This is a genomic window from Granulicatella balaenopterae, assembly GCF_900111135.1.
GTDB classification, from domain to species: domain Bacteria; phylum Bacillota; class Bacilli; order Lactobacillales; family Aerococcaceae; genus Granulicatella; species Granulicatella balaenopterae.
Window position 1 is genome coordinate 1 of the sequence record NZ_FOGF01000062.1, and the last position, 5,474, is coordinate 5,474.

The window sequence follows — 5,474 nt, forward strand, 5'->3', positions numbered from 1 at the left end:
TTGGATACTGAATTATTATCAAAAATGATATTTTTATCTGGAATATTTAATAAAGTTCGTATACAATTACTATTAGGCATCTGAAGCCCTCCTTTATAAAGTTTTAGTCGATTTTATTATAGGGCATCAGATGCTTTTTGTGTATAAAAAAATAAATGATGCCATTGAAAAATTTCTTCAACAACATCATTTATTGTAGAACCAAAAAAAGACCACCAATTACTTGGTAGCCTATTAATCGTCAAATAAAAATATTATTCAGCAGCTGCTACTGGGTATACAGATACTTGTTTTTTATCGCGACCTTTACGTTCGAAACGAACAACGCCGTCAACTTTAGCGAATAAAGTGTCGTCGCCTCCACGTCCTACGTTAGCGCCTGGGTGGATTTTTGTTCCACGTTGACGGTATAAGATTGATCCTCCTGAAACGAATTGACCATCAGCACGTTTAGCTCCTAAACGTTTTGATTCTGAGTCACGTCCGTTTGATGTAGAACCACCACCTTTTTTGTGGGCGAATAATTGTAAATTCAATTGTAATAACATTTGGTTGCACCTCCTTGGGTTTATGTTCTCTCGATGTTTATAAACTGAGGATATTGAGTTTCAATATCTGTTAGTCCATAAATTAAATTCTTTAATAATAATTGTGCAATTGAGAATTGTTCTGATGAAATATCAGTTCTCATTTCCACGTATAAATAGCCGCCCTCGACTTGATCAACTTCAACGATTGGCTGAAAGTTTGCTAGTCGATCAATTCCATTAACAGTATTCGTTGTTAAAGCAGAAACTGCTGCACATACGATATCTTCCCCATGTTCAGCGAAACCGGCATGGCCTGTTACGGTAATGCTAACTATTTCGTCATTTTGTTGTTTTACATGAACTTTAATCATAATTGATTAAGCGTTGATTGCGTTGATAACAACTTTTGTATATGGTTGACGGTGACCTTGTTTACGGTGTGAGTCTTTACGACGTTTGTATTTGAAAGTTACAACTTTCTTTTGACGGCCGTGTTTTTCAACAGTTCCTTCAACAGTTGCGCCTGCTACGAATGGAGCTCCGACTTTAACGTCTTCTCCACCTACAAATACTACTTCATCAAAAGTTACAGTTTCACCAGCTTCTGCGTTTAATTTTTCAACGTAGATTGCTTGACCAACTTCAACTTTTACTTGTTTACCACCAGTTTTAACGATTGCGTACATATTGCACCTCCTATTTTTTTAGACTAAGACTCGCCAATTAAGAGTGCCTTTTCGGGACTTATAACTCAAAATCGTGCGGTTGTAGCTGTGGTGCTTCACAATTACAACATCATTATTCTATCAAAAACACGACTTGACGTCAATAGTTTTTAACTATTTATTGATAGATATTTTTAGTCTTTCTAATAGCATACCACAAAAAAACCGCAGTAGGAATCCTATCTGCAGTTTTTTTGATATTTAATTATTTTTTATTTTGTTTTCCGGCATTTCTACCTTTATTTTTTTTATTTTTTTGGCTAAATGTTTCTGATTTGATGGCTTGTGTTGGTTTTACGGGACGTGCTTGTTTAACAGGTCGAGCTGAACCACGACGATTCGGTACCACCACTTCTTTACCAGTTAATTCTTGATCGATTTCTGCTTTAACTTTTGGACGGATAAATGTATTTTGAATCCATGTTTGAATAATTGCCCAAACACCACCTGCTACAAAATAAAATCCTACCCCAGCCGGAGCCGACATTGTAACCATTAACATCATAATTGGAGTCATATACATCATTTTCTTCATTTGATCTTTTTGTTGCCCTTCCATAACTGATTGAGCTACATAAGATTGCACTAAATAAATTGCTGCCGTAACAAAAGCTAAGATAATATAAGGTTCTCCTAAAGAAATCCCCATAAATGAAGCCTCTTTAATTTCAGCAGAATAACGAATTGCTGTATATAAAGCACTAAAAATTGGAAGTTGGATTAATAATGGTAAACATCCCATACCACCTGCTAAACTAACATTATTCAAACGGTATAATTCCATTTGTTCTTGTTGAATAGCCATTTTTTCTTCTTGTGTTTCTGCAAGTTTTGCACGCTCTTGAATCGCATCGACATATGGTTTTAATTTTGCCATTTTTTCTTGTTGTACTAACATTTTTTTAGATTGTGAAAATGTTAATGGCATCATCAACATACGAACGACAATTGATACAACAATAATCGATACACCATAACTACCAAAGACACCTGCTAAACCGACCAAAATATTCTCCATTGGTACGGCTAACCATTCATAGACCATTCCAGTCGGTTGACCATTTGCATCCATTTTTACACATCCAACTAAAAAGATTGATGATAATAAAACTAGAGCTGTTATTTTAGATAATTTTTTTAAATTCATGAATTCCCTTCCTTTTTCAGATAATATGACACTTTATTATTGTACTTCATTTTAGAATTTGAATCAATTTATAATCTGGAAATCTTGGTATGATTCTTGATTGATTTCTTCTAAAGTATAGCCCGTAACTTTCCCATATGGTGCAGGGGACTCTTTTACTCTTTCAATAAAACGGTCTAACTTTTCTTCGTTATTTGATTGGGCAAGAACTTCTACTGACCCGTCAAATTTATTTTTAACCGTTCCTTTTATGTTCAATAAATCCGCTAATTGCTTTGTGAAAAAACGAAAACCAACTCCTTGAACACGTCCTTTAACGCCTATTTTGATTGTCTTCATTTTAACACCCCCTTAGATTATTATTGAATTTAGTATTGTTTGATAATCTCTATATCTTTTAATTCGCGTTTGACTGGTAATTTAATTCGGAAAACAGATCCACTATTTAAGACACTATTAACCTCGATTGAACCACCATAACTTTCAACCAATTCCTTAGCAATCGATAAACCTAAGCCATTCCCACCACGCTCACGTGATCTTGCTTTATCAACCCGATAAAAACGAGAAAAAACTTTTTTACGATTTTCTTCTGACATGCCCATCCCAAAATCTTGAATATTTATTTCAACATCATTCGTATTACGTGATAAGCTGACAATAATTTCTTTACGGTCTAGCGAATACTTCACAGCATTATCCATTAAAATAATGAGAATTTGCTCAAAATGGTTCAAATATATCGGACACACCAATTCATACGGCAAATCCGTATCAAAAATAAATTCAAAATCTTCATACAAAACAATAAAATTATTAACTACAGTTTGTACTGCCTCATAGACATTAGTTTCTGAATCTTTATATTGTTCACTAATTTCTGGAGCTCGTGATAAATCAAGCATCTCTTGAACTAAATTTTTCATTCGCTGTAATTCTGCCAGTGAAGAGGCAAGGGATTCTTCCAAAATAACAGGATCATCTTTTCCCCAACGATTCAACAAACTTAAATGTCCTTCCACAATAGCCACCGGAGTTCGTAATTCATGCGAAACATCTTCTACAAATTGCTTTTGCTGATCAATATAAAAGGTAATCTTATCTAATAATTCATTAAAACGAATAGCCACTAAAGCTAATTCATCATTTGTATTTGGTACTTCTAAACGCTTAATAGAAATATTCTCATCATTAATCGTCGAAATAACTGTTTGAATATTACGAATTGGAATAAACATTCTTTTCGCTAAAATCCGTCCAATAATTATTGTAATGATAAAAATAATTAGTAATAATTTAAAAAAAGTATAATATACTTGCGACTTCATTTTTTGAAAATGAGTTAAGCGGTTGGTAATATAGACATATCCCAATAAAACACGATCATCTTTTGAAAATACAGGTCCTCCACTTTGAATCTCAAATTTTCCTCGTTCTAATTGAACATAATCATTAAAAAAATCTGCTTCTAAACGTGTTGGGTAATACCAATTTTGAGTTTGAAATAAGCGCTCTTTTGAAGTATTATACACTTGCAAATCAACATCCGAGGAAATCATTGCATCCGCTGCAATAATCTGACTATAGACATTATTTTTAGGTCGATAAGTATAGGCTTTTTCCAAACTATTTACAACAATTTCGGGCGTTAAGACTTGATCACCCTCCGCTAACACTTCTATAACCGCCTGTGTATACTGCTTATTTTGTTCAATTTTATTATTTTGTTCTTGTCGAATTACTCCAACGACTAATATATATAGTGAAACTGATAATAATGTAAAGATTGTTGCAACGATAATTAGCCACCATTTATTAACGACTGAGCGATAGACCACTTTTTCTTTATGCTTTTTTAAATGCTTCAACTGTTATTCCTCCTATTGACGCATTACATAGCCTGTACCACGAACAGTTTGGATATAACTTTCTTGATTTGGATAGTCAATTTTATTTCTTAAATATCTAATATAGACATCAATGACATTGGTTTCTACTTCCATTTTATAACCCCAGACTTGGTTCAATAACACTTCACGTGATAATACAACATTAATATTTTCCATTAACATTAATAACAATTCATATTCACGTTTGGTTAATGCAATAACTTCACCCGCACGTTTCACAGTACGATTTTCTTTTTCAATCACTAAATCACGATATTCAACCTTTGTCTGCTTGCGTTTACGAACATCCTTATCAATATCTACACGACGGAATAAAGCACGTAATCTTGCTAATAATTCTTCAATAGCAAATGGTTTGACAACATAATCATCCGCACCTTGATCCAAACCTGATACACGATCCATTACAGAATCACGTGCAGTCATAATAATAATCGGTGTATCTTTCATTGGACGGAATCGACGAACAAATTCTAGACCATTCAATTCTGGTAACATTAAATCTAAAAGAATGGCATCCCAATCTTCATCTAATGCTGATTGTAACCCACTACGACCATCATAACAGACACCTGTTTCATAACCTTCGTGTTGCAATTCTAACTCAACAAATCTTGATAAATTCTTTTCATCTTCTATAATTAAAATTCTTTGTTTACGAGTCATTGTTATTCTCCTTTTTCTATTCCCTATCATTTTAATAGCGCTTTGTTTTACTTATTCACTTCTATCACAAATCTATTTGTTATTGCTAAGTGGATATACATTTTTATGATAAAATACTTATTTTTTTCTAAGACAAAGTTCATAATCATAATAACACATTCAGGTACTGTTTCTCAATAGTCTTAGGATAGAGCTTAACGAGTGAACTACACACTCAGCTAAAGCTTAGGTGCTTCTTGTTTCATCCTCTCCTGCGTTTCCTAATCTAATTGATTATTCCTCCGTCTTACAAAAAGTCCACAAGCGTATAAGTTTGGGTAGTTCCTACCCTACTATAATCTATTTTTTATTATGCACTCATGAGGATTCTAAGTCCTTCATTTTTTATATTCAGTGTAGCGTTTATATCTCTATCTAACTCAAGACCACATTCACAATAATATGTTCTATCAGTTAGGTTGAGCTGTTTTCTATTGCCACAATGGCTACAAATTTG

The 5,474-nt window shown here is 33.4% G+C and carries 8 protein-coding genes and 1 other annotated feature; all 8 genes read right to left on the minus strand.

Annotated features, from left to right (window positions below):
* Window positions 1-254: 254 nt before the first annotated feature.
* The 8 genes from rpmA to BMX09_RS10545 all read right to left on the minus strand — a co-directional run bounded on the left by rpmA (window position 255) and on the right by BMX09_RS10545 (window position 5,471).
* A complete protein-coding gene (gene rpmA / locus BMX09_RS09430; RefSeq protein WP_089748024.1) occupies window positions 255-548 on the minus strand; it encodes a 50S ribosomal protein L27 in 294 nt (97 codons plus the stop codon).
* 20 nt (window positions 549-568) lie between these two features.
* Window positions 569-901, minus strand: coding sequence for a ribosomal-processing cysteine protease Prp (locus BMX09_RS09435; RefSeq protein ID WP_089748026.1), 333 nt, complete (start codon window positions 899-901; stop codon window positions 569-571).
* 6 nt (window positions 902-907) lie between these two features.
* On the minus strand, window positions 908-1,216 hold the full coding sequence (rplU, locus tag BMX09_RS09440) for a 50S ribosomal protein L21 (protein WP_089748027.1): 309 nt from the start codon (window positions 1,214-1,216) through the stop codon (window positions 908-910).
* A gap of 16 nt (window positions 1,217-1,232) precedes the next feature.
* Window positions 1,233-1,307, minus strand: a sequence feature (ribosomal protein L21 leader region).
* A 153-nt stretch (window positions 1,308-1,460) separates the two neighbouring features.
* Window positions 1,461-2,402 (minus strand): membrane protein insertase YidC, encoded by a 942-nt coding sequence (gene yidC, locus BMX09_RS09445; RefSeq protein ID WP_089748029.1) that lies wholly within the window; start codon window positions 2,400-2,402, stop codon window positions 1,461-1,463.
* Between the two features lie 63 nt (window positions 2,403-2,465).
* Window positions 2,466-2,741: an acylphosphatase gene (locus tag BMX09_RS09450; protein ID WP_089748031.1), complete on the minus strand. Its 276-nt coding sequence runs from the start codon at window positions 2,739-2,741 to the stop codon at window positions 2,466-2,468.
* A 29-nt stretch (window positions 2,742-2,770) separates the two neighbouring features.
* Window positions 2,771-4,270: a sensor histidine kinase gene (locus BMX09_RS09455; protein ID WP_245711166.1), complete on the minus strand. Its 1,500-nt coding sequence runs from the start codon at window positions 4,268-4,270 to the stop codon at window positions 2,771-2,773.
* Between the two features lie 12 nt (window positions 4,271-4,282).
* A complete protein-coding gene (locus BMX09_RS09460) occupies window positions 4,283-4,978 on the minus strand; it encodes a response regulator transcription factor (protein WP_089748033.1) in 696 nt (231 codons plus the stop codon).
* Window positions 4,979-5,327: 349 nt separating this feature from the next.
* Complete coding sequence (locus BMX09_RS10545) at window positions 5,328-5,471, minus strand: zinc ribbon domain-containing protein (RefSeq protein WP_407645262.1); 144 nt, start codon at window positions 5,469-5,471, stop codon at window positions 5,328-5,330.
* Window positions 5,472-5,474 lie beyond the last annotated feature (3 nt).

Coding starts and splice junctions, on each gene's coding strand:
- BMX09_RS09460 (WP_089748033.1), bottom strand. CDS start 4,978: ATGACTCGTAAACAAAGAATTTTAATTATAGAAGATGAAAAGAATTTA.
- BMX09_RS09450 (WP_089748031.1), bottom strand. CDS start 2,741: ATGAAGACAATCAAAATAGGCGTTAAAGGACGTGTTCAAGGAGTTGGT.
- yidC (WP_089748029.1), bottom strand. CDS start 2,402: ATGAATTTAAAAAAATTATCTAAAATAACAGCTCTAGTTTTATTATCA.
- BMX09_RS09435 (WP_089748026.1), bottom strand. CDS start 901: ATGATTAAAGTTCATGTAAAACAACAAAATGACGAAATAGTTAGCATT.
- rpmA (WP_089748024.1), bottom strand. CDS start 548: ATGTTATTACAATTGAATTTACAATTATTCGCCCACAAAAAAGGTGGT.
- rplU (WP_089748027.1), bottom strand. CDS start 1,216: ATGTACGCAATCGTTAAAACTGGTGGTAAACAAGTAAAAGTTGAAGTT.